The sequence below is a fragment of the Ruegeria sp. BE3 genome (assembly GCF_056538865.1).
Genome location: NZ_JBQFTW010000004.1, coordinates 270,308 through 296,785 on the forward strand (window position 1 = coordinate 270,308; position 26,478 = coordinate 296,785).

Genomic DNA, 26,478 nt, shown 5'->3' on the forward strand with positions numbered 1-26,478 from the left:
CCCCCGGCTAATCCCCGCCAAGCAGCTTCAGAAGGCCTTTCTTGGCCTCCTCCTCAAGCTTCTTCTTCAACGCATCCTCGACCTGCCCGGTTTCGGTAATCGTGGTATCAAGCTCGTCCCCAACCTTTTGTAAAACCTTATTCTTGGCGTCATCCTCCAGCTCTTTGATCTTGCCCTCGGCGGCGGCTTCGATGACTTTGCTCAGATCCGGCTTGATCGAAGGGTTGCTCCATGGTCCCACGATCCGAACCGGGACTGAGATGCCCTGACCCGAATTGGCCCGCAAGGCTACGGGTGTGAACAGATAATCAATGTCACGCGCGCCCAGACCCACGCGCCCAGACCCATCCGCGCGGAAATTGTCCAGTTGCATCAGCAGATCGTTATTCGTCAGATCACCGTTTTGCATCGTGAAACTGGCCGTCAGACTGTTGAATACAGTCGTTCCGCCCGCGCCCTCACCGCGGCCCATCAGCCGGTCAAGATCGAGCCCCGAGATTACCCCTTTGCCCACATCGATACGGCCTTTGCCATTCAGCGAGCGCATGATCTGATCTTCAGTCTGCCCAACCCCCAGAAACTCAAGCGTGCCCGAGCCAGTTCCGGATAAGCGTTCGATATCCCCCAGCGTGGTCAACGCCTCTTTGATATCGATATTGTCAGCCTTCAGATTGCCGCCAACCGACAGGCCATTGCGGTTGTTGGCGACGACCTGACCGTTCAGTTGGCCCGAAAACAATGAAGCCGGTTGCATCTTGAGAACTGCGCGCGAGCGGTCGAGGCTGAGCATCAGATCACTTTGCCCAAACCGCATGCCCGGCACTGCAATTGAGTTAGCCTGCAAGCGGATTGTTCCATTCGCCAGCGCCAGAAACGAGGCATCGATCGGTTGTTTCGACCATCCGTCCGAACCCGACCCTCCACCAGATGATCCCTCTCCCGCCACTTTCGACAGATCGAGATCACCGGCCTTCAGACGCGCGGTAATCTGCGGCGGATCGGATATCTGGATGTCTGCTTCGCCATCCAACCGATTGCTATCCAGAATCGTGACCATATCGCGCAAGGAAATCCGGCCATCACTGGTATAGGTCATCTGCCCCGAGACCGAAGCCACACGCCCCAAGCCTTCGGGTACCGTTACACCGCCCTGCCCGAACGCAGCCAGCATCTTATGCGTGTCACGCGCTGTAACTGTGGTCTTGCCATCCATTTCACCAGCCAGATTCACCCGGCCTGAGAACTGAACATCTCCGCCCGGAGCGGTCAGGCTCAGTTCAAGTGGTGTCACCACCCCGTTGGAAAAGGCAGGCAAGTCGGGGATCGTCAGGTCGACTTCTACCGCACCTCCAGGCACGGGCATGCTGGCTTGCATCTCCATAGGGTCGGTGATGCCGGGCCAGCGCGCAGACAGGTCGACATTGGCAAAATCCATGCTGATCGCGCCGTCCTCGACATAGACCAGCCGGGCATCAGTTAGCTCCAGCCTCTCCAACGTGACCGGTCGGCTTTCAGCAGCTTGCGCCGATCCACTGGTGCCGGAGGAATTGTCAGGCTGATGCAGTTCCCAGTTCCCGCGCCCCTCCGACCGCTCCAATCGCAGCACCGGACTGTCGGCCAGCACCCGCTTGATGCGGATATCCCCCGACAGCAACGCAGAGGCATCAACCCCAACGGCCAGACTTTGCGCGCTGAGCATCGGCTCTGACCCGGCCCAGGGTGCATTGCCGAAGGTAACCGGCCCGGTTTCCATCCCCAAAACCGGCCAGAAAGACAGCCGGACATCGCCCGACAGCTTCAAATCACGACCCGTTTGCGCTTTGACCTGCTCGGCCAGAATGGTCGCCAGCTTGTCACCGGGCATCAGCAGCAACGCGCCAATGACCAGCCCGAAGGCCGCAACCAAAAGGAAAACGATACGAATGAGCCACTTCATGGGTCTGCCTTTCCGGCTTATCTGCTCTGTTTCAAGTCAGCCCTGTGCGGGCAATATTTGCAAGGGGAAGCTTTCCCCTCTATATGCCCGGCCATGAGTACGAACCCACCAAACCTCCGCCCTGATCTGGCCCCTTCAGCACAGATCACTGATACTCCGCGACGGGGCCAGCCCACCCTTGGGATGGTGTCTTTGGGATGCCCCAAGGCTCTGGTCGACAGTGAACGTATTCTGACCCGGCTACGGGCCGAAGGATACGGCATTTCGCCGGATTATGCGGGCGCCGATGCCGTGATTGTGAACACCTGCGGGTTTCTGGACAGCGCCAAAGCCGAGTCGCTGGAGGCCATCGGCGAAGCGCTGGTTGAGAACGGCAAGGTTATCGTGACGGGCTGTCTGGGGGCCGAGCCGGACTATATCCGCGAACACCATCCCAGGATTTTGGCCGTCACCGGACCTCATCAATACGAACAGGTACTGGATGCGGTCCACGCCGCCGTGCCGCCAGACCCGAACCCCTATGTCGATCTGCTGCCCGCCTCTGGCGTCAAGCTGACGCCGCGCCATTACAGCTATCTCAAGATTTCCGAGGGCTGTAACCACAAGTGCAAGTTCTGCATCATTCCCGATATGCGCGGCAAGCTCGCCAGTCGCTCAGCCCATGCGGTGCTGCGCGAAGCCGAGAAACTGGTCGACAACGGCGTGCGCGAGTTGCTCGTGATCTCGCAGGACACCTCGGCTTATGGGCTGGACCGCAAATATGACATGAACCCGTGGAAAGACCGCGAGGTGCGCAGCCATATCACCGATCTGGCACGGGAGCTGGGGCAGTTCGACGCCTGGGTAAGGTTGCACTATGTCTACCCTTATCCGCATGTGCGCGATTTGATTCCCCTGATGGCGGATGCGGGCTGCAATTTGCTGCCCTATCTCGACATTCCGTTCCAACATGCCCACCCGGATGTTCTGAAACGCATGGCTCGTCCTGCAGCGGGGGCAAAAACGTTGGATGAAATCACAGCGTGGCGCGCCATCTGCCCGGACATCACCCTGCGCTCGACCTTCATCGTCGGTTATCCCGGCGAAACCGAAGCTGAATTCCAAACTCTGCTGGACTGGATGGATGAGGCGCAACTGGATCGCGTCGGCTGTTTCCAGTATGAAAACGTGGACGGTGCCCGGTCGAACGACCTGCCGGATCACGTCCCTGCCGAGCTAAAGCAAGAGCGCTGGGATCGGTTCATGGAGAAGGCACAGGCCATTTCCGAGGCGAAACTGGCGGCGAAGGTTGGTCAGACGCTTGAGGTGATCGTCGATGAGATCGATGACGAAGCCGCAACCTGCCGGACCAAATCAGATGCGCCCGAGATTGACGGAAATCTGTTTATCGACGAGGGGTTCGAGGCTCTGAAGCCCGGAGATATCGTCTCGGTCGAAGTCGATGAAGCTGGCGAGTATGATCTGTGGGGGCGGCTGCAGTCGTCAGGCTGAACGCTCAGAACAACCCGATCAGCGCGAACACCCATGCCACGCCTGCTGCAATGGCGGTCAGCGCAACCGCTGCGCTGGCTGCGTCTTTGGCCTGCCCCGCAAGAGCATGGTGATCGGTTGAGGTGTGATCGACAGCACGTTCGATGGCGGTATTGAACAGCTCGGCCACCAGCACCAGCAAACCCATGATCAGAATCAGCGCCCGTTCTGTCGGGCCCAATGGCAGAAGAAACGCAAGCGCGGCCGAGATCAGATTGGCCCAGCCCCAGCTCCGAAAGGAATACTCGTCACGCCATGTGACGCGCAGGCCCTGCCAGCTCCAGCGGGTGCGGTCATTCAGGCGGGTAAAGAAATTTCGCATAGGTCCGTCCGGTGGAAATTCGTGACCACAGGTTCAGCAGCGACTGTGAAAAGGCAAGAAAAAACCGCCTCGAATGCGGCGGTCTAAGCGGTACGGATGCAGACGGCCCCAACCGGGACCGCCTGCAGGCGATTTATTGTGTGACCGGATTACAGACAGTCTGGCCCGCTTCGGTCGTGGCCAGTTCATAGCCTGCCGCACAGCTGGGCGTACCGTACTTATCATAATCAGGCTGGATGTAGACCGGGGTCGGCTCTTCCTGCTGCGAGCATGCAGTCAGAACAACAGCTGTAGCGCAGATGGCAGCAAATTTCAGTTTCATGTCCGTCAATCCTCTATTACTTTTCTGATATTGCCCAGTTTTTCGGGGCCGGTGTCAGAATAAGACCAAGTTACTGATCTGGCAACCGAATCGATCACGAGGTTGTGAATTAAGGCGGAACGACGCTGGGGCCGCGATCTGAACCGGTGCTCTATCCTTTTCATTTCCACGCTCTACACTGTGTTTCTGATGCCAGCCAACAACGGAGACGCCAAATGTCAGATGCGCCGATCATTGCTCAAAAAGGTCCCTTTCCGGTCGAAGTGACCAAGGGAAAAACCTATTTCTGGTGCGCGTGCGGCAAATCCCAACGTCAGCCATTCTGTGATGGCTCGCATAAGGATACCGGGCTGGAGCCGATGAAATACACCGCTGAGAGTGACAAGAAGCTGTTCTTCTGCGGCTGCAAACACAGCACAAATCCACCACTGTGTGACGGATCTCACGCCGAACTGTAAGGCGATCAAAGCAGGTCGTTCAGCGGTTTCGAATTGGCGCAGGACGCAGGTGCTTCCTTGGCCCGTGACTGCTGGGCTGCGAGCCAGACCTGACATTTCTCGCTGCAATCAGAGGCGCGGCAGCGGGTTACGATTTGGGCATAGTCGTCGGGGGTCAGTTTACCTTCGGCCATCGCTTCGGTCAGGGATACCCCCATACAGCGTGCGACCGAGCGTGTTAGCCAGAAATGCGTTTCGATTTCCCCCAATGGAACCTGTGGCATCTGCTCACCTATGACTCTCGGAGCTTCAGCGCTGTAAACCGATCCCGGTTCGGGCAGGTGCAAGGCGCGCGTTCTGCGGTTTTGTTGTCATCCATCCAGTCCGGGCAGGCACACGCCCATTCGCATCCGCGGCAAAGCTGAATCATCTCGGCCCAATCCTGCTGGCTCAGATGACCATCACGATGCGCTGCGACCAAATCTGTACCGGTCGTGCGTGCCATGCGCAGCACCAACCTGAGATGTGTCATCACCTGACCGAGCTGTGTCATGACAGCCCCCGAGCCTAGGGTATCAACCGCTGCAACAACTCCTGGTTTCGGCAATATTCCGGGGTTCGGGACGCGGCCGGAGTTTCTGCCAGAAACGATTCGCAGTGACCTGGGTTGGGGCAGCCTGTACAGCGCAGGACGGCCTCTGATAATTCATCAATTCGCACGGCTCCGTCGAGTGCGGCTTCCTGCAAATCTACGCCCAGCGTTGTGGCCATCTCGTCCACAAGACCGGCATGACGTTTGAGCGTTTCGCGGTGGGACATGCGGTTTCCTTTCCCTGTCACGCTTTTGGGAAAGCTATCCGATCCGGCCAAGCGCGCCTTGACTCAGGTCAAAGGCCCAAATGATCCAGATAGGCCCGTGTCGCGTCCTGAACCCTTCGAAACCGGTCACCGCCAAGTTTCTTACCGCCATACCAGCGGGTTACGATGATGACGTGGTCCGACAACCCGGCCCGTTCCATCATCCGCAAAATCACCATCGCGGCGCCGGTTTCCCCGTCGTCCGCCTTAAGCGCTCCTGTCGGCAGCATCGCCGCCCAGGTGTTATGCGTGGCCTTGGCATAGGCTTTGTCGGATTTCAGATCGGCGAGCACGGCATCCACCTCGGCCCGACTGGTAACCTGTGCACCCGTCACAGCGTATTTTGATCCTCGATCGCTGAGGACGACGCCTAACTGCGTCAAACCCGCCATTACTGCAATCCCAGCTGACGCGCCGTTTGCAAGACCGCTTCGACCCGTTTGGCATTGGGCGGATGCGTAGCGAGGAATCGGTCGCCCGGATCGGGAATGCGCTGAAAGAACATCATGCCGACCAGCGGATCATATCCGGCCGAATTGGTGATCACCGTGCCCATTTGATCTGCCTCCAATTCAAACTGCTGCGTATAGTTTTGAACGCCGACCTGAGCCCCCAATTTCTGCGCCCGTTCGATGCCTGCCGCATCCTCGCCCCGTTCTCGCGCGAGATCACCGAAGATTTTCGCGCTTTCCTTCGCATTGGCAGCCTGCCGCGCGATATGACCCAGAACGTGATGCGCAGCCTCGTGGCTCATGACAAAAGCGATTTCATCAGCGTTTTGCGCCGACCGGATCATCGGTTGAGTGAAGATAATCAGCGGACGGCCATCGTCATCTAGCGTCTGGAATGCATTGGCAGGCGCATTGGGGTTCAGATCGACCAATACGACAAAGTCGCAATTGCTTGAGGGCGCACGGCGGCGGCACTCTTTTCCGGCAGCAATTGCAACATCGCGCCCGACTTGCTCAAAGCTGCGGGCCGTGGTCTTCTTGCTCGTAGAGTTTGGCTTCCAGTTCTCGGCTGGAACGGCCACCAACGACGGAGTGTCACACGCGGTCAGAAGCAACACCAACATCAGGGCAAGACGGCGCATTCGGGTTCCTTTCAGGCGCTTCGACCGTGGTCGAGCATAACCCGGCTTACCAGACGGGACCACCGCGGATTGCACGCCTATCGGGTTGCATTACAGCCCCGTGATCGGCACTCTGCATTCATGTTTTCTATCGAACACGAATTTGACTCGACAGTCATCACGCTGGTGGATGAAGGCGCGAAGCCTTTGCAGGAAGATATTGTGATCAACAGCTTCGCCGAATGCGTAACTATCGAGCAGTTGGACACCCGAACCGATCAGATCCAGAAGATCACGCTGTCGCCCGAACAGGTGCGTGATCTGGCTGCGGCACTGGACCTGCCTGAAGGTGTTTACCAGATTCGCGAAACCGATGGCCCCAAGGAATAGCAGCTAAGTTCTGCCCTGGTATCCGATCACAGACAGTATTTCCGATTGAATTTGTCATCCTTTCAGGGGCAGTTTGCCCTTGAAAGCGGTCGGCATGCCTCCGACATACAGACTGCCCATGTGAAGGAAATTAACATATGTCCCTGAAGAACCAAGCTGCGTTGGATTTTCTACAAGTGCGCCGCTCGCGCCCGGCGAAGACTCTGGTCGCCCCGGCCCCGACCCGCGATGAGCTGTTACCCCTGCTCACAGCCGCAGCGCGCAGCCCGGATCATGGCAAGCTTGAGCCCTGGCGGTTCGTTGTCATCGAAAAGGGCGCAATGCAGCGTTTGGCCGAGCTGACCGAGACGTGCGGTCAATCTCTCGGCAAGACTCCGGAAGAGATTGCAAAGGCCCGCAGCCAGTTCGACATGGGACATCTGGCGGTCGCGGTCATCGAAGTACAGAAACCTTCGGACAAGATCCCGGCAATCGAACAGACCTATTCCGCCGGGGCCGTCTGCCTGGCGCTTCTGAACGCCGCGTTGGCAGCAGGTTGGGGTGCGAACTGGCTGTCGGGTTGGCAATCCCATGATCGAGCGTTTTGTCAGGCAGCGCTGGGTCTGGCGGACAACGAATCCATCGCGGGTTTCATCCACATCGCAACCGAGGGTACGGCTCCACCCGAACGGCCACGACCCAATGTCACCGCTCTGACCCAGTGGGTTTCGGAATGATCATCATTCAATCGTTTCTTAAGGCGCTCGGCCAGATCGGTGATCTCCGGTTCCGCAAGGTGCTGCTGCTTGGCGTCGGATTGACCTTCGCGTTGCTGGTGGCGGCCTATGCCGGGTTTCTCTGGCTGATCAATGTTCTGGTCGGGGAACAAGCGACGCTGCCGATACTGGGAGAGGTGACATGGCTGAACGATCTGCTCAGCGTGTCGTCGTTTCTGTTGATGATGGTGCTGTCAGTATTCCTGATGGTGCCGGTGGCGTCTGCAATCACATCCATGTTTCTCGACGAAGTAGCCCAAGCAGTCGAGGACCGGCATTATCCCGGCTTGCCTCCGGCCCAACGTATTCCCTTTGGTGATGCGCTGCGTGACACGCTCAGCTTTCTGGGTGTCCTGATCGTCGCCAATCTCCTGGCTCTGATCCTCTACGCCGTGTTCTCGCCTTTCGCGTTGTTCATTTTCTGGGGCATGAACGGTTTTCTGCTGGGACGAGAGTATTTCACCCTCGCCGCCATGCGCCGATTAGGCCGCGAAGGGGCACGGAAACTGCGCGCAAAACACAGCCTCACCATCTGGGTGGCAGGGATTCTGATGGCCGTTCCCTTGTCGGTACCGTTGGTGAACCTGCTGATCCCGATCCTGGGGGCCGCAACTTTCACCCATCTCTATCACGGTTTGTCTAACACGCGCGCCTGAAGCGCTACTCGCGCGGTTCCAGCTGATTGAGCCAGTCGAAATCGCGCACCGAGATCAGACCAGAAATGATGATGCCTGCGATGATCGCCCAAAGAATCACTGTTATCCCCGTGGTGATCCAGAGCTTCTTTTTCATGTGATGCACTTCCGGCGCACCCGCATGGGTGCCCGGAACGATATCCCCAAGGTCACCCTGCGTTTTAATCCGTATCGGCAGTACGATCAGCAGGGTCAGAAACCAGATGACCGCAAACAGGACCAGAGCAGCAGTGATCGTCATCGGCGTCAGACCTGTTCCAACTCAACCAGGCAACCGTTGAAATCCTTGGGGTGCAGGAACAGAACCGGTTTGCCATGAGCACCGATCTTAGGTTCACCCGACCCAAGAACGCGCGCGCCGGTCTCTTTCAGGTGGTCGCGTGCGGCGATGATGTCCTCGACCTCATAGCAAACGTGGTGGATGCCACCCGACGGGTTCTTTTCGAGGAATCCGTTGATCGGACTGTTTTCACCCAGCGGGTACAGGAGTTCGATCTTGGTGTTGGGCAGTTCGATGAACACGACAGTCACCCCATGATCGGGCTCATCCTGCGGCGCGCCAACCTTGGCCCCCAAAGCGTTGCGATACTGGGCTGAAGCGGCCTCGAGGTCGGGAACCGCGATGGCAACATGGTTGAGACGACCGATCATGGAACTCTCCTTCCGTTCTGCGTTGCAGCGGTTATGGGGTCTGTCCCGTCAAAGGGCAAGTGCGCCAAAACGCGCGTTAACCCTGTATTAGCCGGAAGTTCCTAGCGTGAGGCATCTGCTAATCAGGAGTTCTGCCATGGACGATTCGGGACCTTTCGCCCCTCCGGCGCTGGCCACCAAGATGCGGCCGCTGCTGGGCCAGACCATCCTTGTGGTCGAAGACAGCCGCTATGCCTGCGATGCAATTCGCTTGATGTGCCTGCACAGCGGTGCACGTATCCGACGTGCGGACTGCCTGAAATCGGCACGGCGTCATCTGCAGATATACCGTCCCTCGGTGCTGATCGTCGATATGGGGCTGCCGGACGGCTCTGGCGCTGATCTGATCGCTGAACTCACCCACGCGGTGCCGCGAATAGCGGTCATCCTCGGCATGTCAGGCGATGACAATTCCAAATCGGTCGCCTTGCGTGCGGGGGCAGATGGATTTCTGGCCAAACCTCTGAACTCACTATCCTATTTCCAAAAAACAATCCTTGAGCTTTTGCCCGAAGATCGCCGACCCAGCGACTTAGATGCGGTGCGCGATGAAATCGTTCATCCTGATCCTCTGGCTTATCAAGACGATATGGCCCATATCGCTGATGTGCTGACCGGACCGACCAATCAGCAAACACTGGATTACGCGGCGCAGTTTCTGCAAAGCGTGGCGCGGGATGCACAGGACACTGTCCTCGAAGATGCAGCACTTCGGCTTGCCGCATCGCGAAGGCAGGGGGCTCCGGTCACGGCTCAAGCGGCGCGGGTCGCTGGCCTTGTGCAGGAACGCCTCGAACGGCAGGAGGCGATCTGAGATGCTGACGGCCTATTTCCTGACTGCATCCTTCTTGTTTATCTGGCTTTACCGCCAGACGCGTCAGACCGCGAAGCATATCCGCAGCAATCGTCGGAACATGCATAACCCGCTAGACTGACGTCTGGCGTAAATCTTCGACACTCATAACGAAAACCGCCCGCGCGAGGCGGGCGGTTTCGATCAGTCCTGCGGGATAATGCGCAGACCCAGCTCCATCAACTGATCCGAAGTCGGATCGGACGGCGCATCCATCATCAGGTCTTCGGCGCGCTGGTTCATCGGGAACATCATGACCTCGCGGATGTTGGCCTCATCGGCCAGCAGCATTACGATCCGGTCGATCCCTGCGGCACAGCCCCCGTGCGGTGGGGCGCCGTAGTGGAAGGCATTAAACAGAGCACCAAAACGGGATTTGACCTCATCCTCGCCGTAACCAGCCAGTTCGAAGGCTTTCAGCATAATCTCGGGTTTGTGGTTCCGGATCGCGCCCGAGACCAGCTCGTACCCGTTACAGGCCAGATCGTACTGATAGCCGCGTACGTCCAGAGGGTTGCCCTGCAAAGCGTCCATGCCGCCCTGCGGCATCGAGAACGGGTTGTGTTCGAAGTCGATCGCGCCAGTTTCTTCGTCTTGCTCGTAGATCGGGAAATCCACGATCCACGCGAAAGCAAATCGATCTTTCTCGGTCAGGTTCAGATCCTCACCGATCACGTCACGGGCCTTGCCAGCGACCTTTTCAAAGGCTTTCGGCTTGCCACCTAAGAAGAAGGCGGCATCGCCAACGCCCAGCCCCAGTTGCTGACGGATCGCCTCGGTACGCTCTGGGCCAATGTTCTTGGCCAGAGGTCCCGCAGCCTCCATTCCTTCGCCCTGATCGCGCCAGAAGATGTAGCCCATTCCGGGCAGACCTTCTTTCTGCGCAAACGCGTTCATGCGGTCACAGAATTTACGGCTGCCACCGGTCGGCGCCGGGATGGCGCGGATTTCGGTGCCCTCTTGCTCCAACAGCTTCGCGAAAATCGCGAAGCCAGACCCGCGGAAGTGGTCGGAGACCACTTGCATTTTAATAGGATTGCGCAGGTCGGGCTTGTCAGTGCCATACCACAGCGCTGAATCCTTGTAGGAGATTTGCGGCCATTCCTGATCGACTTTGCGGCCACCACCAAACTCTTCAAACACACCCGTGAGAACGGGTTGGATGGTGTCGAACACGTCTTGTTGCTCAACAAACGACATCTCGAGGTCGAGTTGGTAGAAATCGGTCGGCGAGCGGTCGGCGCGCGGGTCTTCGTCACGGAAGCACGGCGCGATCTGGAAATATTTGTCGAAACCCGACACCATAATCAGCTGCTTGAACTGCTGCGGTGCCTGCGGCAGCGCATAGAACTTGCCCGGATGCAGGCGCGATGGCACCAGAAAGTCGCGCGCGCCTTCGGGCGACGAGGCGGTGATGATTGGCGTCTGATATTCGCGGAACCCCTGATCCCACATCCGACGGCGCATCGAGGCGACAACGTCCGAGCGCAGGGTCATGTTCTGCTGCATCGCCTCGCGACGCAGATCCAGATAGCGATAGCGCAGACGCGTTTCCTCGGGGTATTCCTGATCCCCGAAGACCATCAGCGGCAACTCATCAGCGGCACCCAGAACTTCCAGCTCACGCACATAAACTTCGATCTCGCCGGTGGGCAGCTTAGGGTTCACCAGATCAGCGTCGCGGGCTTTGACCGTGCCATCAATGCGGATACACCACTCGGACCGCACTTTCTCCAGCTCAGCAAAGGCCGCGCTGTCGCCGTCGCACAGAACCTGCGTTACGCCGAAATGGTCGCGCAGGTCGATGAACAGCACGCCGCCGTGATCTCGGACACGATGCACCCAACCGGACAGGCGGACGGTTTCACCGACATTGGCGGCGGTCAGAGCGGCGCAGGTGTGGCTGCGGTAGGCGTGCATGGATCATATCCCTTCGGGCGCAGAATTCGTCGCGCCGATACACCCCGTCGGGCATAGAAAGTCAAGGCAGGTCGCGCCGTCAAAACGGCCTTTGCACGTTGCCCGAGTAGAAATAGATCCCCAATCCTGCTGCAAAGATGATGTTGCCCGCGATGGCGTGCAACAAAACGGCGTAGAAGAACGACCCTCGCTTGTCGTAGGCCCAGGTAAATAGCAACCCTCCGACAAATGTCATGATGGCAACGATCCAGCTCCAATACATCAGGTGAGCGAGCGAAAAGAGTGCCGCGTTGAGCCAATAGGCGGCATATCCCTTCGGCAGGATTGCGTGATAGCGGCGAAAGAACAGCGCGCGAAACAGCAACTCTTGCGGCAAGGCCGAAGCGAGCGGGTAACCGACCCAGATGAAGGCCAGCAACTCGGGCCGGTGCTTCAACAGGGCAAAGGCAGCTTGCGGTCGCAGTGTCAGGACAAGGGTTGAGCAGACGGATGCCATCGCAATTGTGAACAGCAGAACCTCGCCCCAGGACCAGTTTCGCCAGCCATAGCGAAGCTCGGCCCACGAAAATCCGGGCGTGCTGTGCAGCAAGACAATACCCAACCCGGTGAACGCAAAGAGCGACGGAAACATCCAATCTGGTGGAAAGAGCACTGCGATCAGAACCGGTACGGCGAAGTAGAACAGCCCAAACTCGAGCTTCAGTCGCTGCACGGCAGCTGGGCGCGCAGCCCATTCGTTTTGCCTGCTCACGGTGTTACAAGCTCCGCCCGGATCAACCCTCGCAGCGAATTGCCGAAGTGGATCGTTTGCGCCTTCTGCAGATCGGCCAGGGTCAGCACCGCCTCTGTCGTGTTATCGTGCTCCAGCATCTCTTCGCGCAGAACTCCAGGCAAAACCCCACTGGACAGTGCAGGCGTCAGGCACGGCCCGCCGGGCATCTCAAGAAACAGATTGGTGATCGTGCCTTCGCATACCTCATCTCGTTCATTGAGAAACAAGAGCTCATCAACACCAGCAGGCAGGTTCGCACGCGCTCTGTCATAGATAGCCCGACGGGTGGTTTTGTGCCGCAGCCAGATATCCGACGAAGAAAGGCGCTGCTCAGCCACACCGACACGCCAGAGCGGCGGGTTCGGGGCCAAATCTCCGGCCGTCAAATCGAGTTTTCCGCATGCATCCAATGTCAGGCGACAACGCAGCGGGGTTTTCCCAGATACCGAATTCACGACCGCCTGAGCAGCGGTCCAGTCGAAGTCAATCTGGAACGCCTTGGCTGAGCGGGCCATACGGGACAAATGACGATCCAGCCGCACAAGCCCTTGCCCCGGCCGAAAAGCCAGCGTTTCGATCAGACGGAAATCAAGCTCAGCTGGTGGGCGAAGCGGGCTTTCCATAGCGCCTCCTCATATTCCGATGGGGCGGTGCTGTCCCAGACCAGCCCGCCGCCCACGTTCAGGGTTGCCTTGCCGTCCTCGACCATGAGCGTCCGGATGGCCACATTGAATTCAGACCGTCCATCAGGCGCGGCCCATCCGATGGTGCCGCAATAAACATCGCGCGGCCATGGCTCCAACTCCGACAATATCTCCATGGCGCGAATTTTTGGCGCGCCGGTGATTGAGCCGCAGGGAAACAGTGCCGTCAGAATATCCGATAGGCCAACCCCAAGATGTAATTGCGCCTGCACCAGCGATACCATCTGATGAACCGTCGCATAGGTTTCGACCTTGAACAGTTCGGGCACTTTGACCGAGCCCGCCAGCGCCACGCGGCTGATATCGTTGCGCAGCAGGTCGACGATCATCAGGTTCTCAGCGCGGTTCTTTTCATCTGATGACAAGAAAGCCCTACGACGTTCATCTTCGACCGGGTCCTCGCTGCGCGGCTGGGTTCCTTTCATCGGGCGCGTTTCGATCCGGCCCTCGGCATCGGTGCGAAAAAACAACTCAGGAGACCGGCTGAGCAGGTCGGGTAACCCCTCCTGCTCGACCAAAGCACCGTGACCAACAGGCTGACCAGCTGTGAGCGTCGCATACAGTGCGTCTGACTCTCCGGTCACCTCAAGGTCGATTGGAAACGTCAGATTCGCCTGATAGATATCACCGGCGCCAATAGCGTCGTGCACCGTCCGGAAGGCCTGTGTATACCTGGCCTCATCCCAGCGGGGCTGAAACGCCGTGACACCGCCCAAGTCCTTTGGCAGACCAACGCGATCCGGCTCTCCGAACACGCCAAAACACAGCAGCGGCAGCCGTCGCCCCTCGGGCAGGCGATCCGCCAGACGCGGCTCCAACACATAACCCAGTTCATAGCTTGCGTAGCCGGCCAGCCAGGCCCCATCTGCACGCGCCTGATCGAGCGCCGCCAGAGCCTGGGGCACCTCCTCCGCACTATCCGCGCGGATGATTTTGGATGGACGCTCAAACCGGGTGCCACGCCCGGCTGGTCCCTGATCGAAACGAATACGCAAGTGCATCCTCATTTGCCGTGCTGCGCGATATAGAGGATACGCCAGCAGGTGAAAGGGGGGAAAGCGGCAATTTCGCCCCTGTTTCCGATAGCTCTTGCACCTTTTCGCGCGGTCCCTATAACGCAGGACAATTTGGGCGCTGGGGCGGTGCCCTGACTCGCGGACAATCGAAGGAACAAGGCCATGCCGAGAAGAACCGACATCCAGTCGATCATGATAATCGGGGCGGGCCCCATTGTTATCGGTCAAGCTTGCGAGTTCGACTATTCCGGCGCTCAGGCTTGTAAAGCGCTGCGTGAAGAAGGCTACCGGGTCATTCTGGTGAACTCGAACCCCGCGACGATCATGACCGATCCCGGTCTGGCGGACGCGACTTATATCGAGCCGATTACCCCAGAAGTTGTTGCCAAGATTATCGAGAAAGAACGCCCCGATGCCTTGCTGCCCACTATGGGCGGACAGACCGGCCTGAATACCTCGCTGGCGCTGGAAGAGATGGGCGTTCTGGACAAGTTCGGCGTTGAGATGATCGGCGCCAAGCGCGACGCCATCGAGATGGCCGAAGACCGCGCCCTGTTCCGCGAGGCGATGGACCGGTTAGGTCTTGAGAACCCTAAGGCGACCATCGTCACCGCCCCCAAACGTGAAGACGGCTCCACCGATCTGGACGCCGGTGTCCAGATGGCACTGGATGAGCTTGAGGAAATCGGCCTGCCCGCCATTATCCGCCCTGCCTTTACTCTGGGCGGCACCGGTGGCGGCGTGGCCTATAACCGTGAGGATTATATCCATTTTTGCCGCTCGGGCATGGATGCCTCGCCCGTCAACCAGATCCTCGTCGATGAAAGCCTGCTGGGTTGGAAAGAGTATGAGATGGAGGTGGTGCGCGACACCGCCGACAACGCCATCATCGTCTGTTCCATCGAAAACGTCGATCCGATGGGCGTGCATACCGGCGACTCGATCACCGTGGCCCCTGCCCTGACGCTGACCGACAAGGAATACCAGATCATGCGCAACGGTTCGATTGCCGTTCTGCGTGAGATCGGGGTCGAAACCGGCGGTTCGAACGTACAATGGGCGATCAACCCCGATGATGGCCGCATGGTTGTGATCGAGATGAACCCACGTGTGTCGCGCTCCTCGGCGCTGGCGTCCAAGGCGACCGGTTTCCCGATTGCGAAGATCGCGGCCAAGCTGGCCGTTGGCTATACGCTGGACGAGTTGGACAACGACATCACCAAGGTCACCCCGGCCTCGTTTGAGCCTACGATCGACTATGTCGTCACCAAGATCCCGAAATTTGCCTTCGAAAAATTCCCGGGGTCCGAGCCCTACCTGACCACCGCGATGAAATCGGTGGGTGAGGCCATGTCCATCGGTCGCACCATCCACGAATCGATGCAAAAGGCGTTGGCCTCGATGGAATCGGGCCTGACCGGGTTTGATGAAATCGAAATCCCCGGCCTGAACGTTGGTGTCTGGGAAGAAGCCACCGACAAGGCTGCTGTCATCAAGGCAATCAGCAAACAAACCCCCGACCGTCTGCGCACCATCGCGCAGGCCATGCGTCACGGCCTGACCGATGACGAAATCTTTGGCGTCACCAAGTTTGACCCGTGGTTCCTGGCCCGTATCCGCGAGATCATCGAGGCCGAGCGTCAGGTCCGCAAAGATGGCCTGCCGGTCACCGAAGACGGCATCCGCAAGCTGAAAATGCTGGGCTTTACCGATGCTCGTCTGGGCAATCTGACTGGCAGGGATGAGGACAACGTCCGCCGTGCCCGCCGCAATCTGGGCGTCAACGCCGTGTTCAAACGCATTGACACCTGCGCTGCCGAGTTCGAAGCGCAGACGCCTTATATGTATTCAACCTACGAAGCCCCAATGATGGGCGAGGTCGAGTGCGAAGCGCGCCCGTCTGATCGCAAAAAAGTTGTCATCCTTGGCGGTGGCCCAAACCGGATCGGTCAGGGGATCGAGTTCGACTATTGCTGCTGCCACGCCTGTTTCGCGCTGACCGAAGCGGGTTATGAAACCATCATGGTCAACTGCAACCCCGAGACGGTCTCGACCGACTATGACACTTCGGACCGTCTGTATTTCGAGCCGCTGACCTTTGAACACGTCATGGAAATCCTGACAAAAGAGCAGGAAAACGGCACGCTGCACGGTGTGATCGTTCAGTTCGGCGGCCAAACCCCGCTGAAACTGGCCAACGCGCTTGAGGCTGAAGGCATTCCGATCCTCGGCACCACACCGGATGCGATTGACCTTGCCGAAGACCGTGAACGCTTTCAGGCGCTGGTCAATGATCTGGGCCTGAAACAGCCCAAGAACGGTATCGCCTCGACCGATGAGCAGGCTCTGGAGATCGCCGATGAAATCGGCTTCCCGCTGGTCATCCGCCCCTCATACGTTCTGGGTGGCCGCGCCATGGAAATCGTGCGCGATATGGAGCAGTTGAAACGCTATATCAATGAGGCTGTGGTGGTCTCGGGCGACAGCCCGGTTCTGCTGGACAGTTATTTGGCCGGTGCGGTTGAGCTGGACGTGGATGCCATTTGTGACGGTGAGGCCGTACATGTCGCTGGTATCATGCAGCATATCGAAGAGGCCGGCGTTCACTCTGGTGACTCGGCTTGTTCGCTGCCCCCTTATTCGCTGTCGAAGGAAATCCTTGGTCAAATCAAGGATCAGGCGTTCAAACTGGCCAAAGCGCTGAATGTTGTCGGTCTGATGAACGTGCAGTTCGCCATCAAGGATGGCGAGATTTACCTGATCGAGGTCAACCCGCGCGCCTCACGGACCGTACCGTTTGTCGCCAAAGCGACCGACAGTGCCATCGCGTCGATTGCCGCGCGTGTCATGGCTGGTGAGAAGCTGGCGAACTTCCCGCAGCGCCCCGCATATCAGGAAGGTCAGGACACCAAGATTGCCGATCAGATGACTCTGGCCGACCCGAACATGCCGTGGTTCTCGGTGAAAGAGGCCGTGATGCCTTTCGCCCGCTTCCCCGGCGTCGACACCATCCTAGGTCCGGAAATGCGCTCAACTGGCGAGGTCATGGGCTGGGACCGTGACTTCCCGCGGGCCTTCCTCAAGGCGCAAATGGGGGCTGGCATGGTCCTGCCTTCCTCGGGACGTGCGTTTATCTCAATCAAAGATGCCGACAAGGGCAAAGCAATGCTTGAGGCCGCCAATGTTCTGGTTGAGCAAGGATTTGCGTTGGTTGCGACCCGCGGCACGCAGGGCTGGCTGGAAGAACAGGGCGTCGCCTGTGAGGTGGTCAACAAGGTCTATGAGGGTCGCCCCGATGTGGTCGATATGCTGAAAGACGGTCAGGTGCAGTTGGTGATGAATACAACTGAGGGCGCGCAAGCGGTCGAGGACAGTAAGGCCATCCGCTCCATCGCGCTCTATGACAAGATTCCATATTTCACCACAGCTGCGGGATCGAACGCCGCAGCGCTGGCGATAAAGGCACAGGCCGAGGGCGATGTTGAGGTGAAATCGCTGCAGGGCTAAACCTTAGCAACAGCACGTATGAATTGACCCCGGCCTCGGCTGGGGTCTTTTTTCTTCCCCTTCGTGCTCGTGGCCCACATGATGAGAGCAAGGGGGAGCGTTCATGGATCTCTACACCACATACGGAAGCAACGACCTGCCGCGGGCCATCCGCTTTTATGATGCGATCTTTGCAGTCCTTGAGCAGCCGCGCCTGCCCGGATGGATCGATGGCTGGGCGGGATGGGGCACCGATCCCGATAGTGGAACCGGCTTTTGGATCTGCAAGCCATTCGATGGAGCACCCGCCAGCATCGGCAATGGTACAATGATCGCTTTTCCCGCAAAAAGCGCCGATCAGGTCCGGCGGTTCCATGCCATCGGTCTTGAAAACGGCGGCATGGATGAGGGAAAGCCGGGCATCAGGCCCCATTACCAACCCGATTTCTATGTGGCTTATCTGCGTGATCCTGATGGCAACAAGCTATCTTGCTTTTATTGCCATCATGATCCCGAGACAGAGGTGGGCGGCTGAATCTGCCGCCCGTTCCTATTAGTTGACCGCCAGACGACGTTTTTCTTCGCGGTTGAAGAACATCATGTAGAAGACCGGCGCGGCAACCATGGTCAGGATGGTGGCAAAGGCCAGTCCGCCCATGATCGTGACCGCCATAGACACAAAGAACGCATCCGTCAGCAGCGGAGCCATCCCCAGAATGGTGGTGATCGCCGCCAGCATCACTGGGCGCAAACGCGAGACTGACGCTTCGACGATGGCGGGGCGCAGAGCTTTGCCTGTGGCGCGGACCAGATCGATTTCCTCGACCAAGACGATGCCATTTTTGATCAGCATGCCCGAAAGGCTCAGCAGCCCCAGCAACGCCGTGAAAGTGAATGGCAGGCCCGTTCCAAGAAGACCGATGACCACGCCATTCACAGACATCGGAACCAGCAGCCAGATGATGACAGGTTGCCGGATCGCGTTGAACAACAGCACTGAGATCAACACCATGATCAGCAGGCTCAGAGGCAATTGCCGCCCAAGGCTGGCCTGAGCGTCGCCCGAATCCTCGAACTCGCCGCCCCATTCCATGCTGTACCCAATCGGCAATTCCATCTCTTCAATGGCGCTGCGTACTTCGGAATGAACCTGAGCCGCAGTCATGTCGGGGGGGATGTCGGCGCCAACCGTAATCGTAAGCACTCGGTCACGTCGATGAACCAGCGTGTTGAGCGCCTTGTATTCGAACCCATCCACCATCTGTTCGATGGGTACGAACCGTTCCGACTGATCGGAATAGACCACCTGATCGACAATCGAATACTCCCCATCCGCCGGACGGCGCAGGATGATCGGTATCTGGCGGTCACGCTCACGCAGAACACCCCCGGTTATGCCATCGGTCGAGAATTGCAGCGTGGCCGCGATATCCTCGCGCGTCACCCCTGCGGTCTGGGCGCGTTCGGTTGCATAGATCGGCTGCACGGCCAGTTCCTGTTCGCGCCAGTCATGATGCACATGCAGCGCATTCGGGGACGCGGCTGACATGCGTTGCACAGCCTCCTCGGCCAATTGACGCAGAACAATCGGATCACTGCCCGAGAATCGGGCCTGGATCGGATCGCCGCCACCGGGGCCAAAGATCAGACGTTTAGTGCGGAACTCACCTTCGGGGAACTGGGCCGAGCCGAACGCCTCAAGATCGGCCTGCAGGGCAGGGATATCGTCCAGTGTCTCGGTACGGATGATCATGTGGCCATAGCTTGGGTTCGGTTTCTCTGCCGAATAAGTCAGCATGAACCGTGTCGCCCCCTGCCCCACAAACGTGGCGACCGAAACGACATCTTCACGCTCGGCCAGCCAGCCCTCGAACACGGCCATATCTTCGGCGGTACGCGCAATCGGCGTACCTTGTGGCAGCTTGTAATGCACGAAGAACAGCGGCGTGTTCGAATTGGGGAAGAACTGCTGCTTCATCAATCCAAAGCCCGCGAAGCAGGCGACTGTGATTCCGATCAACCCGGCAACCACCAGCCAGCGGAACCGCAGCGCCCAGTTCAGGATCGCACCATAGACGCGGAACAGGATGCCGCCATAAGCGTCAATCTCACCCTCTTTGCCCTGCTTGAAGAAATAGTGCCCCAGCAGAGGCGTCACCGTGATCGCCAGCACCCAGCTCAGCAGTAGTGATATGCCGATAACGGCGAACAGCGAGAACAGGAACTCTCCGGTCGCATCGGGGCTGAGCCCGATCCCGGCGAAGGCCATGATACCGATCACGGTTGCACCCAGCAGCGGGATTTGCGTTTTTGAGGCCACATCTTCCGCCGCATCACGAGAATTTTTGCCCCGCAACATCGAGATCTGCATCCCTTCAGCCACAACAATTGCGTTGTCGACCAGCATCCCCATGGCGATGATCAGGGCGCCCAGCGAGATCCGCTCCATCTCAATCGAGAAAATCGACATGAAGAGCAGCGTGCCCACAACGGTCAGCAACAGGGTCGAGCCCACGACGATGGCCGCGCGCCAGCCCATGAAAATGCCCAGAACGGCGACCACGATGCTTACCGACATGGCGAGGTTCAGCAGGAAGGCGTTTGAGGCTTCATCTACAACAACATGCTGCTGATAAATGGGGAGAATTTCGACACCAAAGGGAATTTCGGAATCCAACTCAGCCAGTTTGGCATCTGCGCGCTGACCAACTTCGACGATATTTTCAGTTGCCAACCCGGCGATGCCCAACGTGAAGGCCTCGGTCCCGTTGAACCGGATCATGATATCGGGATCGTTCTGCCGCCCGCGATAGACATCGGACATATCGAACAGGTTGATCACTTGCCCTTGCGACCCGACCGAAAGTCCGGCGATGGCCGACACGCTGTCCGATCCCTCAGCCGTCAGGATGGTCGTCCGATCACTACTAGACCGCAGCGAGCCGGAGGCGTTGACCGAATCCGCATTTACGATGGCCTCGTTGATTGCCTGCAGCGGAACGTTCTGATTGACCGAGATCGACAGGTCGGGTTCGATAAAGATCGCCTCATCCGGCAAGCCCTGCACCTCGACATCGGCGACACCGCTGACTGTCAGCAATTCGCGTCGCAGAAAGGTTGCCAGTTCGTGTTTCTCAGCGTCCGAGAACCCGTCGGCGGTAACCGCATAGAACAGGCCGAACACATCCCCGAACCCGTCATTCACATACGGTACGCCAACGCCCGAGGGCAGCCCGCGTGCCGCGTCACGTACCTTGGCACGCAGGCGGGTCCAGATATCGGGTAGCTCATTGCCGTCATAGGTGGACTTGATCTCAACCTCGATCAGCGACTGGCCTGGTTGGTTGACCGAGGTGATGATGTCCACCTCACCCATCTGTTGAATGGCAGATTCCAACGGTTCCGAGACCTCGAGCGCCACCTGCTCGGCCGTGGCACCGGGGTATTGTGTAGCGATCACTGCCTGTTTGATCGTAAAGGCCGGGTCTTCAAGGCGGCCCAGTGACGAGAAACCCCAAATGCCGCCAAACAGGGCGATCAGGATGAACAGCCACGTATAGAGCGGCCGGTCTATCGAAGCGCGTGCGATGCTCATGAAAGCGCCCTCAGTTCGAGAAACCGACAAAGCGGCGGACGGCCTGACCATCGGTCAGCGCCCCGCCGCCAGCCACAACGATCTCATCGCCATCGGACAAACCGCTAAGCACGCGGACATCGCCACTCTGTGTAGGTTCAATCGTAACGGGGACCCGGCGGACGGTGCCTTCGTCGGCACCGACCGGAGAAAAGACCAGAACGCCCAGCGCGCCGCTGGCATCCGCGACAACAGCCGTCGGTGGAATGATGATCCCGGTACGCTCATCCTGCACCTGAACCGTGACCGTTACGGATGAGCCAGGCAAAATCTGCAGCCCCTCGGGCGGTGTCAGACCGAACTGGATGCGGTAAGTCTGGCCCACGCTTGAGGATTCAGCATCGAACTCTCGTATCTCCAGCGGAAAGATCTCATCGCTGACCGGGAACTTGGCGGTGATCGTAATGTCATCCTGCTGCCCAGAACGCTGAAACAGGATTTCGGGCACATCGACCTCAATCCTTAGCTCGGACATGTCGTGGATTCGGACGATGGGGGTGCCTGCAGAAACGGTGGTAAACGCCTCGACCGCGCGGCTTGAGACCAACGCATCAAACGGAGCGGTCAGCGTGGCGTGTTCCAACTCATATTCCGCGTCCCGTACTGCAATCGCAGCCAGTTGCGCCGCGGTTTCGGCATCATCTACAGCCACCTGACTGGCTGCTGTACCACGCAGGCGCGACAGGCGGGCCAGGGTTCGATCAGCCTGATCCTTCTGCAGACGCGTGCGGTCGCGCTGCAACTCGAACGGCTCCTGGTCGAGACGGGCAATCAGTTCACCCTTTGGGATTACAAACCCTTCGGTCACAGGCATCTCGACAATCTGTCCAGCGACCTGAAACGCCAGATCAACAGTCTGACGCGCAGCGACACGGCCAAAGAACTGACGTGAAAAGCCGGGCGCTGTTTCGCTGACCTGCATCAGTTTCACGGGCTTGGCAGGCTCTTGTGCGATGGCGGGGGTGGTCAAAACGGCCAGCGCAAGGCAAACAGAGGTCAGGAGTTTCATTTCTTCAGTCCCTCGGGAATTCCGGTTTTCAGGATATTGTCGCGAATTTTGCGCGCCAGACGTGCAAACTCGGCGGTTTCTTCGGTGTTCAGGCCGGAAGCGCTACGGAATAGCTCACCAGCAACAGCCACCAGCATGTTACGAGCCTCTTCGCCCTGCTCGGTTAGAACTAAAAGCCAGGCGCGGCGATCTTCGGGGTCGCGTTGCCGGGTCAGATGGCCCGAATGCTCCAGCGCATCAGCGGTCGCCGTGATCGTAGACGGCACAGTCAGCATATCCGCAGCCAGCACCCCCATACGTTTGGGCACATCCAGTTTGATCAACATGTGACATTCCTGATGGCTCAGGTCTGTTTCGATGCTGTCAAAGCTCTCTTCCAATTTCCAATAAAGCGCATAGACGCCCATCATCGCCTGAATCTCAGGGCTAAGGCGTCCTAACCGGGTGCTGATCTCGTCTGACATGGGTCTTTTCCGTCCGAATCGCCGGAAAATATACTTCAAATTATGAACTATTCAAGTTATGAAGCGGAAGGTCGCGCATTCCCTTGGGTCAACACATCTTGATCAACGGTCGAAGGAATTGCATTTTGTGCAGATCATTAAATCAGGGCCCGCCATGTACACTCCTGCCATCACCGGTACCGGTGTCTATACGCCAGAAAACGTCATCACCAATGCCGAACTGGTGGAAGCTTTCAACGCCTATACCGACCGGATGAATGCTGAGAATGCGGATGCGATTGCAGCGGGCGAAATGGAACCGATGCAGCATTCTTCGGAAGAGTTCATCGTCAAGGCGTCGGGGATAGAGAACCGGTATGTGATGGACAAAACCGGCGTCCTGAACCCCGAGATCATGCACCCTTCGCTGCGACAGCGCAGCGATGACGAGCCGGGCATCATGACCGAGATGGCGGTGGATGCGTGCCGCAAGGCGCTGGCACAGGCCGGACGCAGTGCCGAAGATGTCGATCTGGTGATCTGCGCCGCCTCAAACCACGAACGCGCCTACCCGGCGATTGCCATCGAAATTCAGCAGGCGCTGGGGATCGATGGATTCGGGTTTGACATGAATGTCGCCTGCTCCTCAGCCACGTTCGGTATTCAGGCGGCGGCGGATATGATCCGCTCGGGCTCGGTCCGGGCGGCGTTGGTGGTGAACCCCGAGATCTGCTCAGGCCATCTGGAGTGGCGGGACCGGGATTGTCACTTCATCTTCGGGGACGTGGCCACTGCAACGCTGGTCGAACGGATCGAGGACGCCGAAGGCCCGCATTTCGAGATCCTCTCGACCCGTTGCGCCACATCTTTTTCCAATAACATCCGCAACAACAACGGCTTCCTGCGCCGTTCCCGCCCTGATGGTGTGATCGACCGTCGCGATATGCAGTTCATGCAGAACGGGCGCAAGGTGTTCAAAGAGGTTCTGCCGATGGTCAGCAAGCATATCAGCGACCATATGGACGCCGAAGGCATCAACAGCGATGATCTGAAACGGCTCTGGCTGCATCAGGCCAATAAAACGATGAACGATTTCATCGGTAAAAAAGTTCTGGGCCGCGAGCCGGAACCGGACGAACAACCCAACATCCTGCAAGATTACGCCAACACCTCTTCTGCGGGTTCGATTATTGCGTTTTCAAAGCACTCAGATGATCTGAACGATGGCGATGTCGGGCTGATCTGTTCATTTGGCGCAGGCTATTCAGTGGGGTCCGTGATCGTCAAACGGCACGGCTGATCCGCAGGGCCTGCGGTTTTCCGGGCAGGGCCTCTCTGCTTTCTCAAGAATTTTTCAGACAGGCATAACGTCTCCTTCATATCGGAGTTCCACATCCTCATCGGATGCCCAGCGCATTCAGGGAATGTGGACGAAGGAGCACCTATTAATGCGTAATTATTATTCACGAGTTGGAATGGCTGCCCTGGTTGCGGCACCATTTATTGGTTTCATGGCAACTGAAACGAAGGCGGCTGAATCGCAGGTTTGCACTGTGAATACCGCGAAAACTGCTGCGAATGCCGGTGATTATGGCACGCTGTGCGATTGCTCGCAGGTGACGCGCGGGTTCGTGTCTTATCTGCAGAAACGGTCGGATTTCGACACGATTCTGCAGAATACATCGACGCAATGCCTGGGGTTAGCAGAGCTTCTGACTGATTTACCGACCGCATCAATTTCGAGCGCAAACTTTGGCGAAGATCGCAACAGCGATCGCTCAAACAGCACCTCTGGTTCCGGGGGCTCCGGAACCTCGGGCAATAGCTCAGGGGGCGATAGCGGCGGCGGAAACAACTCAGGAAATGATGGAGGCGACACGCCCAGTGACGGAGGCGGCAAACCCGGCGATGGGGGTGGCAAGCCCGGTGGCGGCGATGACAAACCTGGAAAGGGTGGTGGCAAAGGTAATCACGGCGGTGACAAACCCGGCAAAGGTGGCCACGGAGACAAGCCAGGCAAGGGCAAAGGTGGCGCCAAGGGCAATAACGGTGGCGGGAATGGCCCTGAAGGGGCTAGCCCTGGTCGCGGCAAGAATGCCAACAACGACGAAGGCTAATTCACGAAGGTTCACCCTTCATAAAACAAAAAGGCGGCGCACTGGCCGCCTTTTTTTGTTGAAATCTAATCACGGATCAATGCGGAGGCCCGGCATCGAACGGAGCGTCAGATCAGCTGACGCTTTCTTCTTCCAGATGAAGTTTCATCTCGATCAGGACCTGTTGCAGCATACTGGTTTCTTTCAGCAGGCGTTTGGCCTCGTTGACTGTGATGATTCCGTCTTCGATGGCCGACTGATATTCGGTCATCAGCATCGCAAACCGCTGGCTCAGCGCGATAACATCTGAATTCACACCACCTGTACGCGGGCTGTCCGAGTTACGACCATCATAAGACAGCGTGATATTTTTGAGCTCAGCAAGAGCAGCCGTGACATGCGGATAGGCCGCTGCATTCTCTAGGCGTGCAACCGCGTCAACCGGCATGAAGCGGTCTGCATGTTCAGGGTTGTCGGAATAGTATCTTCCCAATGTCGCCTTGGACTTTCCGGTGATCTCGCACGCCGCTTCGATCCCGACATCCTTTACCAATGCCTCGGTATGCTTCTTCAGATAGGCCCCGATATCTGCCATTTTGCTACCCTTGTTACCTGCGCTCACTTTCCCCCGCCTGTCCAAACCGGGGAAAGGGTAGGGAAATTTCCCATATTCGAGTCATAATTGAAATGCCATAAATTAACTATCCCTCAGATATGCAGGGGTTTTGTGAGTGAGTGGCGGCCGTTCGTGCCGGTAAAGAGTGAATGTAAGGCAACATTTTTAGCCTTGCTCGTTAAGGCCGCATGTAGGCCGACGACGCCGCTGTTGAGGGCGCGGGGTTCTCCATCCCCAAGAGCATCTGCTCGGCCCCGGCAGCCGCAACGGCGGCGTCGCTTTGAATTGCTCATCGATAGGCTTGCCCCTGCGGATCGCGGGAATTAGACCAAGCGCCATGGCAAAGCTCTACTTCAACTATTCCACCATGAACGCTGGTAAATCGACCGTGCTGCTGCAGGCTTCGCACAACTATCGCGAGCGCGGCATGAACACTTATCTGATGACTGCGGCCATCGACGGGCGCGCCGGCGAGGGGCGGATTGCCTCACGTATCGGTATTTCGGAACGGGCTGATACGTTTCAGCCCCAGGATGATGTCTTTGTGATGATCGAAAATCGCTTAAGCGAGGGAGCTGTTGCCTGTGTCTTCGTGGATGAGGCTCAATTCCTGTCCGAAGAACAGGTCTGGCAACTGGCCCGAGTGGTCGACGATTTAAAGGTTCCAGTTCTGGCCTACGGGCTGCGGGTAGACTTTCAGGGCAAGCTGTTTCCCGGTTCGGCAGCCCTGCTGGCGCTGGCTGATGAGATGCGTGAGGTCCGCACCATCTGCGAATGCGGACGCAAAGCAACCATGGTGATTCGTCAGGACGAAAACGGCAACACCATCACCGAAGGCGCACAGGTTCAGATCGGAGGGAATGAGACCTATGTCTCACTCTGCCGTAAACACTGGCGCGAGGCGGTGGGCACCTGAAGAATG

At 58.1% G+C, this 26,478-nt stretch carries 29 protein-coding genes; 11 read left to right on the forward strand and 18 right to left on the reverse strand.

Translation table 11 applies throughout. From position 1 onward, the window contains the following. Window positions 1–7 precede the first annotated feature (7 nt). Window positions 8–1,936 carry an AsmA family protein gene (locus ACR0AZ_RS12695; protein WP_480667581.1) on the reverse strand — a complete coding sequence of 643 codons (1,929 nt, stop codon included), beginning with the start codon at window positions 1,934–1,936 and terminating at the stop codon, window positions 8–10. A gap of 93 nt (window positions 1,937–2,029) precedes the next feature. Here ACR0AZ_RS12695 and rimO point away from each other — a divergent pair, with 93 nt between their 5' ends. After that, complete coding sequence (gene rimO, locus ACR0AZ_RS12700; protein WP_480667582.1) at window positions 2,030–3,427, forward strand: 30S ribosomal protein S12 methylthiotransferase RimO; 1,398 nt, start codon at window positions 2,030–2,032, stop codon at window positions 3,425–3,427. 4 nt (window positions 3,428–3,431) lie between these two features. Here the strand turns inward: rimO and ACR0AZ_RS12705 are convergent, their stop codons facing one another. Together ACR0AZ_RS12705 and ACR0AZ_RS12710 are read right to left on the reverse strand one after the other, a co-directional pair. Next, a complete protein-coding gene (locus ACR0AZ_RS12705; protein ID WP_480667583.1) occupies window positions 3,432–3,788 on the reverse strand; it encodes a diacylglycerol kinase in 357 nt (118 codons plus the stop codon). Window positions 3,789–3,921: 133 nt separating this feature from the next. Next, on the reverse strand, window positions 3,922–4,110 hold the full coding sequence (locus tag ACR0AZ_RS12710; RefSeq protein ID WP_480470516.1) for a hypothetical protein: 189 nt from the start codon (window positions 4,108–4,110) through the stop codon (window positions 3,922–3,924). Window positions 4,111–4,325: 215 nt separating this feature from the next. Here ACR0AZ_RS12710 and ACR0AZ_RS12715 point away from each other — a divergent pair, with 215 nt between their 5' ends. Then, a complete protein-coding gene (locus ACR0AZ_RS12715; protein ID WP_480470517.1) occupies window positions 4,326–4,568 on the forward strand; it encodes a CDGSH iron-sulfur domain-containing protein in 243 nt (80 codons plus the stop codon). Window positions 4,569–4,573: 5 nt separating this feature from the next. Here ACR0AZ_RS12715 and ACR0AZ_RS12720 read toward each other — a convergent pair whose 3' ends face one another. From ACR0AZ_RS12720 to ACR0AZ_RS12740, 5 genes are all read right to left on the reverse strand, one after another. After that, complete coding sequence (locus ACR0AZ_RS12720; RefSeq protein WP_480667584.1) at window positions 4,574–4,831, reverse strand: DUF6455 family protein; 258 nt, start codon at window positions 4,829–4,831, stop codon at window positions 4,574–4,576. A gap of 8 nt (window positions 4,832–4,839) precedes the next feature. Then, window positions 4,840–5,100 carry a DUF6455 family protein gene (locus ACR0AZ_RS12725; protein WP_480470519.1) on the reverse strand — a complete coding sequence of 87 codons (261 nt, stop codon included), beginning with the start codon at window positions 5,098–5,100 and terminating at the stop codon, window positions 4,840–4,842. Between the two features lie 14 nt (window positions 5,101–5,114). After that, entirely contained in the window at window positions 5,115–5,366 is a 252-nt protein-coding gene (locus ACR0AZ_RS12730) for a DUF6455 family protein (protein WP_480667585.1), read from the reverse strand. A 68-nt stretch (window positions 5,367–5,434) separates the two neighbouring features. Next, entirely contained in the window at window positions 5,435–5,797 is a 363-nt protein-coding gene (locus ACR0AZ_RS12735; RefSeq protein WP_480658450.1) for a YigZ family protein, read from the reverse strand. Then, window positions 5,797–6,498 carry a M48 family metalloprotease gene (locus ACR0AZ_RS12740; protein ID WP_480667586.1) on the reverse strand — a complete coding sequence of 234 codons (702 nt, stop codon included), beginning with the start codon at window positions 6,496–6,498 and terminating at the stop codon, window positions 5,797–5,799. The genes ACR0AZ_RS12735 and ACR0AZ_RS12740 overlap by 1 nt, the downstream gene beginning before the upstream one ends. 120 nt (window positions 6,499–6,618) lie before the next feature. Here ACR0AZ_RS12740 and ACR0AZ_RS12745 point away from each other — a divergent pair, with 120 nt between their 5' ends. From ACR0AZ_RS12745 to ACR0AZ_RS12755, 3 genes are all read left to right on the forward strand, one after another. Further along, on the forward strand, window positions 6,619–6,867 hold the full coding sequence (locus ACR0AZ_RS12745) for a hypothetical protein (RefSeq protein WP_480470523.1): 249 nt from the start codon (window positions 6,619–6,621) through the stop codon (window positions 6,865–6,867). Window positions 6,868–7,004: 137 nt separating this feature from the next. Next, window positions 7,005–7,583 carry a nitroreductase family protein gene (locus tag ACR0AZ_RS12750; protein ID WP_480667587.1) on the forward strand — a complete coding sequence of 193 codons (579 nt, stop codon included), beginning with the start codon at window positions 7,005–7,007 and terminating at the stop codon, window positions 7,581–7,583. Next, window positions 7,580–8,278: an EI24 domain-containing protein gene (locus tag ACR0AZ_RS12755; RefSeq protein WP_480667588.1), complete on the forward strand. Its 699-nt coding sequence runs from the start codon at window positions 7,580–7,582 to the stop codon at window positions 8,276–8,278. Before ACR0AZ_RS12750 ends, ACR0AZ_RS12755 begins: the two co-directional genes overlap by 4 nt. Window positions 8,279–8,282: 4 nt before the next feature. On the opposite strand, the gene ACR0AZ_RS12760 is transcribed toward ACR0AZ_RS12755, so the two are convergent. Beyond that, window positions 8,283–8,558, reverse strand: a complete 276-nt coding sequence (locus ACR0AZ_RS12760) for a DUF1467 family protein (protein ID WP_480470526.1) — start codon at window positions 8,556–8,558, stop codon at window positions 8,283–8,285. A 5-nt stretch (window positions 8,559–8,563) separates the two neighbouring features. Beyond that, the gene (gene mce / locus ACR0AZ_RS12765; RefSeq protein WP_010441821.1) at window positions 8,564–8,968 is read right to left on the reverse strand and encodes a methylmalonyl-CoA epimerase; all 405 of its coding nucleotides are present in this window, start codon (window positions 8,966–8,968) and stop codon (window positions 8,564–8,566) included. A gap of 136 nt (window positions 8,969–9,104) precedes the next feature. On the opposite strand from mce, the gene ACR0AZ_RS12770 reads away from it, so the two are divergent. Continuing rightward, a complete protein-coding gene (locus ACR0AZ_RS12770; RefSeq protein ID WP_480470527.1) occupies window positions 9,105–9,821 on the forward strand; it encodes a response regulator in 717 nt (238 codons plus the stop codon). Window positions 9,822–10,004: 183 nt separating this feature from the next. Here ACR0AZ_RS12770 and aspS read toward each other — a convergent pair whose 3' ends face one another. From aspS to ACR0AZ_RS12790, 4 genes are all read right to left on the reverse strand, one after another. Then, window positions 10,005–11,780: an aspartate--tRNA ligase gene (gene aspS, locus ACR0AZ_RS12775; protein ID WP_480470528.1), complete on the reverse strand. Its 1,776-nt coding sequence runs from the start codon at window positions 11,778–11,780 to the stop codon at window positions 10,005–10,007. Between the two features lie 79 nt (window positions 11,781–11,859). After that, window positions 11,860–12,531: a CPBP family intramembrane glutamic endopeptidase gene (locus ACR0AZ_RS12780; RefSeq protein WP_480470529.1), complete on the reverse strand. Its 672-nt coding sequence runs from the start codon at window positions 12,529–12,531 to the stop codon at window positions 11,860–11,862. Continuing rightward, window positions 12,528–13,175 carry an aminotransferase class IV family protein gene (locus ACR0AZ_RS12785; protein ID WP_480470530.1) on the reverse strand — a complete coding sequence of 216 codons (648 nt, stop codon included), beginning with the start codon at window positions 13,173–13,175 and terminating at the stop codon, window positions 12,528–12,530. The genes ACR0AZ_RS12780 and ACR0AZ_RS12785 overlap by 4 nt, the downstream gene beginning before the upstream one ends. Further along, window positions 13,130–14,257, reverse strand: coding sequence for an aminodeoxychorismate synthase component I (locus tag ACR0AZ_RS12790; protein ID WP_480667613.1), 1,128 nt, complete (start codon window positions 14,255–14,257; stop codon window positions 13,130–13,132). Before ACR0AZ_RS12790 ends, ACR0AZ_RS12785 begins: the two co-directional genes overlap by 46 nt. Window positions 14,258–14,434: 177 nt before the next feature. Between ACR0AZ_RS12790 and carB the strand changes: the two genes are divergently transcribed. Continuing rightward, a complete protein-coding gene (carB, locus tag ACR0AZ_RS12795; RefSeq protein WP_480667589.1) occupies window positions 14,435–17,779 on the forward strand; it encodes a carbamoyl-phosphate synthase large subunit in 3,345 nt (1,114 codons plus the stop codon). A 103-nt stretch (window positions 17,780–17,882) separates the two neighbouring features. After that, the gene (locus ACR0AZ_RS12800; RefSeq protein WP_480667590.1) at window positions 17,883–18,293 is read left to right on the forward strand and encodes a VOC family protein; all 411 of its coding nucleotides are present in this window, start codon (window positions 17,883–17,885) and stop codon (window positions 18,291–18,293) included. Between the two features lie 18 nt (window positions 18,294–18,311). Here ACR0AZ_RS12800 and ACR0AZ_RS12805 read toward each other — a convergent pair whose 3' ends face one another. Genes ACR0AZ_RS12805 through ACR0AZ_RS12815 form a run of 3 tightly spaced genes read right to left on the reverse strand, consistent with a single transcriptional unit; the run spans window position 18,312 to window position 22,865 of the window. Next, entirely contained in the window at window positions 18,312–21,353 is a 3,042-nt protein-coding gene (locus tag ACR0AZ_RS12805; protein ID WP_480667591.1) for an efflux RND transporter permease subunit, read from the reverse strand. 10 nt (window positions 21,354–21,363) lie between these two features. Further along, window positions 21,364–22,401, reverse strand: coding sequence for an efflux RND transporter periplasmic adaptor subunit (locus ACR0AZ_RS12810; RefSeq protein ID WP_480667592.1), 1,038 nt, complete (start codon window positions 22,399–22,401; stop codon window positions 21,364–21,366). Further along, window positions 22,398–22,865: a MarR family winged helix-turn-helix transcriptional regulator gene (locus ACR0AZ_RS12815; protein WP_480470535.1), complete on the reverse strand. Its 468-nt coding sequence runs from the start codon at window positions 22,863–22,865 to the stop codon at window positions 22,398–22,400. The genes ACR0AZ_RS12810 and ACR0AZ_RS12815 overlap by 4 nt, the downstream gene beginning before the upstream one ends. A 154-nt stretch (window positions 22,866–23,019) precedes the next feature. Between ACR0AZ_RS12815 and ACR0AZ_RS12820 the strand changes: the two genes are divergently transcribed. Beyond that, window positions 23,020–24,144 carry a beta-ketoacyl-ACP synthase III gene (locus tag ACR0AZ_RS12820; protein WP_480667593.1) on the forward strand — a complete coding sequence of 375 codons (1,125 nt, stop codon included), beginning with the start codon at window positions 23,020–23,022 and terminating at the stop codon, window positions 24,142–24,144. A 211-nt stretch (window positions 24,145–24,355) separates the two neighbouring features. Next, window positions 24,356–24,961, forward strand: coding sequence for a hypothetical protein (locus ACR0AZ_RS12825; protein ID WP_480470537.1), 606 nt, complete (start codon window positions 24,356–24,358; stop codon window positions 24,959–24,961). A gap of 112 nt (window positions 24,962–25,073) precedes the next feature. Here ACR0AZ_RS12825 and ACR0AZ_RS12830 read toward each other — a convergent pair whose 3' ends face one another. Continuing rightward, window positions 25,074–25,535, reverse strand: a complete 462-nt coding sequence (locus tag ACR0AZ_RS12830) for a hypothetical protein (protein ID WP_480470538.1) — start codon at window positions 25,533–25,535, stop codon at window positions 25,074–25,076. A 358-nt stretch (window positions 25,536–25,893) separates the two neighbouring features. Between ACR0AZ_RS12830 and ACR0AZ_RS12835 the strand changes: the two genes are divergently transcribed. Further along, window positions 25,894–26,472, forward strand: coding sequence for a thymidine kinase (locus ACR0AZ_RS12835; protein ID WP_480667594.1), 579 nt, complete (start codon window positions 25,894–25,896; stop codon window positions 26,470–26,472). Window positions 26,473–26,478: the final 6 nt, after the last annotated feature.

Bases quoted from the DNA above. Each gene is read 5' to 3' on its own strand.
- ACR0AZ_RS12695 (WP_480667581.1), bottom strand. From the start codon at position 1,936: ATGAAGTGGCTCATTCGTATCGTTTTCCTTTTGGTTGCGGCCTTCGGG.
- rimO (WP_480667582.1), top strand. From the start codon at position 2,030: ATGAGTACGAACCCACCAAACCTCCGCCCTGATCTGGCCCCTTCAGCA.
- ACR0AZ_RS12705 (WP_480667583.1), bottom strand. From the start codon at position 3,788: ATGCGAAATTTCTTTACCCGCCTGAATGACCGCACCCGCTGGAGCTGG.
- ACR0AZ_RS12710 (WP_480470516.1), bottom strand. From the start codon at position 4,110: ATGAAACTGAAATTTGCTGCCATCTGCGCTACAGCTGTTGTTCTGACT.
- ACR0AZ_RS12715 (WP_480470517.1), top strand. From the start codon at position 4,326: ATGTCAGATGCGCCGATCATTGCTCAAAAAGGTCCCTTTCCGGTCGAA.
- ACR0AZ_RS12720 (WP_480667584.1), bottom strand. From the start codon at position 4,831: ATGCCACAGGTTCCATTGGGGGAAATCGAAACGCATTTCTGGCTAACA.
- ACR0AZ_RS12725 (WP_480470519.1), bottom strand. From the start codon at position 5,100: ATGACACAGCTCGGTCAGGTGATGACACATCTCAGGTTGGTGCTGCGC.
- ACR0AZ_RS12730 (WP_480667585.1), bottom strand. From the start codon at position 5,366: ATGTCCCACCGCGAAACGCTCAAACGTCATGCCGGTCTTGTGGACGAG.
- ACR0AZ_RS12735 (WP_480658450.1), bottom strand. From the start codon at position 5,797: ATGGCGGGTTTGACGCAGTTAGGCGTCGTCCTCAGCGATCGAGGATCA.
- ACR0AZ_RS12740 (WP_480667586.1), bottom strand. From the start codon at position 6,498: ATGCGCCGTCTTGCCCTGATGTTGGTGTTGCTTCTGACCGCGTGTGAC.
- ACR0AZ_RS12745 (WP_480470523.1), top strand. From the start codon at position 6,619: ATGTTTTCTATCGAACACGAATTTGACTCGACAGTCATCACGCTGGTG.
- ACR0AZ_RS12750 (WP_480667587.1), top strand. From the start codon at position 7,005: ATGTCCCTGAAGAACCAAGCTGCGTTGGATTTTCTACAAGTGCGCCGC.
- ACR0AZ_RS12755 (WP_480667588.1), top strand. From the start codon at position 7,580: ATGATCATCATTCAATCGTTTCTTAAGGCGCTCGGCCAGATCGGTGAT.
- ACR0AZ_RS12760 (WP_480470526.1), bottom strand. From the start codon at position 8,558: ATGACGATCACTGCTGCTCTGGTCCTGTTTGCGGTCATCTGGTTTCTG.
- mce (WP_010441821.1), bottom strand. From the start codon at position 8,968: ATGATCGGTCGTCTCAACCATGTTGCCATCGCGGTTCCCGACCTCGAG.
- ACR0AZ_RS12770 (WP_480470527.1), top strand. From the start codon at position 9,105: ATGGACGATTCGGGACCTTTCGCCCCTCCGGCGCTGGCCACCAAGATG.
- aspS (WP_480470528.1), bottom strand. From the start codon at position 11,780: ATGCACGCCTACCGCAGCCACACCTGCGCCGCTCTGACCGCCGCCAAT.
- ACR0AZ_RS12785 (WP_480470530.1), bottom strand. From the start codon at position 13,175: ATGGAAAGCCCGCTTCGCCCACCAGCTGAGCTTGATTTCCGTCTGATC.
- ACR0AZ_RS12790 (WP_480667613.1), bottom strand. From the start codon at position 14,257: ATGCACTTGCGTATTCGTTTCGATCAGGGACCAGCCGGGCGTGGCACC.
- carB (WP_480667589.1), top strand. From the start codon at position 14,435: ATGCCGAGAAGAACCGACATCCAGTCGATCATGATAATCGGGGCGGGC.
- ACR0AZ_RS12800 (WP_480667590.1), top strand. From the start codon at position 17,883: ATGGATCTCTACACCACATACGGAAGCAACGACCTGCCGCGGGCCATC.
- ACR0AZ_RS12805 (WP_480667591.1), bottom strand. From the start codon at position 21,353: ATGAGCATCGCACGCGCTTCGATAGACCGGCCGCTCTATACGTGGCTG.
- ACR0AZ_RS12810 (WP_480667592.1), bottom strand. From the start codon at position 22,401: ATGAAACTCCTGACCTCTGTTTGCCTTGCGCTGGCCGTTTTGACCACC.
- ACR0AZ_RS12815 (WP_480470535.1), bottom strand. From the start codon at position 22,865: ATGTCAGACGAGATCAGCACCCGGTTAGGACGCCTTAGCCCTGAGATT.
- ACR0AZ_RS12820 (WP_480667593.1), top strand. From the start codon at position 23,020: ATGTACACTCCTGCCATCACCGGTACCGGTGTCTATACGCCAGAAAAC.
- ACR0AZ_RS12825 (WP_480470537.1), top strand. From the start codon at position 24,356: ATGGCAACTGAAACGAAGGCGGCTGAATCGCAGGTTTGCACTGTGAAT.
- ACR0AZ_RS12830 (WP_480470538.1), bottom strand. From the start codon at position 25,535: ATGGCAGATATCGGGGCCTATCTGAAGAAGCATACCGAGGCATTGGTA.
- ACR0AZ_RS12835 (WP_480667594.1), top strand. From the start codon at position 25,894: ATGGCAAAGCTCTACTTCAACTATTCCACCATGAACGCTGGTAAATCG.